A 2,556-nucleotide genomic window follows, 5' to 3' on the forward strand; every position below is an offset into this window, starting at 1 on the left:
AAGTGGTTGTGGTCATAAACATTTTTAGATTGAGAATTAGCCAAATTTACCACTATAGCATCCGGCTTTCTCCACAGCTTATAACTAGGGTTTGCTGAAAAAGTTTTTCGGTGGGGGTTGGGGGTTGGGGGTTGGGGGTTGGGGGTTGGGGGTTGGGGGTTGGGGGTTGGGGTGTAGGGTTTTACCGATTTTCAGGTGGCCAATTACCTAATTTTCAGGGAAAAAGTACCTCAATTTTCCCCCCGATCACTCCCATGCCTGGTACTTTTTAATTGACAAAAAGTCTAAAGATATTATCCAACAAGGTTTTTAGATTTATTCAGCAAGCCCTAGCTAGAGACACGATGAAGTAATTCAAGTCAAGTAGAAAGTTTACTCATGGCCTAAAAAATCGTGATTAGAAACTAAACAAAGGTGATGAAACGGTGAAAAATTATCATTACTTAACCGAGAAAATTTCTTCAAAGTAACTGTTGATTGAGTAAGGATGCTGTAACTATTTTTATCTCTTGATCGCTTTTGCTTGTCCATCTACAGAGATTTAGCAATAGTTTTTGTCTAAGAGATTTTTCCTAGAAGCATAACAGTTTTGAGGAGTCGATATGTAGGGTCGATATTTGCTCTGTCTTTGGGATGACTTTTGCTGGTCTTCTGCCGAGATTGACAGAAGAGAGGTAAAATCGACTCTGTGGGGATGTCAACGGCATCTCTGATTTTTAATAGGGGATGATTTAACTGCTCCGACAATCGATCGAGTGTTAAACCTAAGCCGCTAAACTGAAAATAGCTGCTTGTCCTTGCTTCTTATCGGCCGGATTGTAAAATAATGCAAATTTATCTTGACTATAGCGCCACTACCCCCACTCATCCCCAAGTAATCGAGCGAGTTGCCACTATTCTCCGGCATGATTGGGGCAATCCCTCCAGTTTACACACTTGGGGACAGGATACCGCGACAGTCATCGAAATGGCCAGAGAACAGGTGGCAGGGTTAATTAATGCCAATCCAGACCAGATTATCTTTACTTCTGGCGGCACAGAAGCCGATAATTTAGCGATTATCGGGGTCGCTCAACAGTATAACCGCCCCCGTCATATTATTATTTCTAGTGTGGAACATTCGGCGATCGCTGAACCCTGTAAACAATTAGAGCAGCAAGGTTGGCAAATTACTCGTCTTCCCGTCAATCGTCAAGGTAGGGTCGATCCTTTAGACCTAAAAGCCGCAATTCAAAGCGATACGGTCTTAATTTCCATTATTTACGGACAAAGCGAGGTGGGAACCCTACAACCGATTGAAGAATTGGGCAGCATTGCCACAGAGAGGGGAGTGCTTTTTCACACCGACGCGGTGCAGGTGGCGGCAAGATGTGCGATTGATGTGCGGAAACTGCCGGTGGATTTATTATCTCTTTCTAGCCATAAAATTTATGGAATGCAAGGATCGGGAGCTTTATACATCAGAGCGGGTGTCGATATTTTACCATTACTGCGGGGCGGTGGCCAGGAAAAAGGTCTGCGATCGGGAACCCAAGCCGTACCAGCGATCGCATCTTTCGGTTTAGCGGCCGAATTAGCCCAAAAAGATTTAATTAGCGAAAAAATGCGTTTAATGGCCTTGCGAGATCGATTATTTGACCTCTTAGCCGATTATCCTTATCTGCTGCCCACAGGAGACCGATTCTATCGTTTACCCCACCACGTCAGCTTTATTGTCCGTCCAGACGATGACAGTCACATCACGGGAAAACAGCTAGTTCGTCAGCTTAATTTAGCAGGAATCGGCATTAGTTCTGGATCCGCCTGTCATAGTGGCAAACTCTCCCCCAGTCCAATTTTAAAAGCTATGGGCTACAGCGATCGAGAAGCATTAGCGGGAATTCGTTTAACCCTAGGAAGGGACACCAGCGCAGCCGATATCGATTGGACGGCTCTAGTATTAAAACAAGTGATCGATCGCTGTTTATCTGCCTTAATTGTTAGCAAGAGTTAGTTTATCCCTCAAATTGCCCTTCGATCAAGATAATTTCGCCAAAATCGGGAATCCATGCCACCCAACGTCCCTGATCCTGTTCACAGAGTAGTAGCGCTTCATCAAAGCTGTAGGGAGAGGGAAGCATTCTTAGTTGTACCCATGTATTTGCTTGGGGGCAAGTAACAACGGCAGTAGTGCGGGATTGTAGTAAGGACATACACAGATCACCCTGATAATTCTGTATCTAAATTTACAAAAAAACCGATGACTGTGGGTAACTTTGTTTTAAATCTTTACCTTTTCAAGGGTGTGGGGTTTTACCCATTTTCATCTGTAACTGAATTTTCTGGCCGATTACGCCAATAGCCAGCACTTTTTGACGGCCAAAAAGCCTAAAGATATTATCCCACAAGGTTTTTAGATTTATTCGGCCAATCCTAGTTTTGACATCCTCACCGCCGTAAACGGACGGTGATTCCCAAACCTCACGATTTAGGTTTCTGCTTCTTTCCCTTGCGGGGTTCCGCACCTGCCTTAACAGATTTACTCTGTTCTGGTCTTATGGTCGCTCTACAGACTGA

2 protein-coding genes are annotated in these 2,556 nt (G+C 44.3%); one reads left to right on the forward strand and one right to left on the reverse strand.

Translation table 11 applies throughout. From position 1 onward, the window contains the following. Window positions 1-826: 826 nt before the first annotated feature. Window positions 827-1,993 (forward strand): cysteine desulfurase family protein, encoded by a 1,167-nt coding sequence (locus IM319_RS01585; RefSeq protein ID WP_287734367.1) that lies wholly within the window; start codon window positions 827-829, stop codon window positions 1,991-1,993. A gap of 1 nt (window position 1,994) precedes the next feature. Here IM319_RS01585 and IM319_RS01590 read toward each other — a convergent pair whose 3' ends face one another. Continuing rightward, window positions 1,995-2,192, reverse strand: a complete 198-nt coding sequence (locus tag IM319_RS01590) for a hypothetical protein (protein ID WP_286824346.1) — start codon at window positions 2,190-2,192, stop codon at window positions 1,995-1,997. Between the last annotated feature and the right edge of the window lie 364 nt (window positions 2,193-2,556).

Source organism: Microcystis sp. M113S1 (genome assembly GCF_020246945.1).
Classification (GTDB): Bacteria; Cyanobacteriota; Cyanobacteriia; order Cyanobacteriales; family Microcystaceae; genus Microcystis.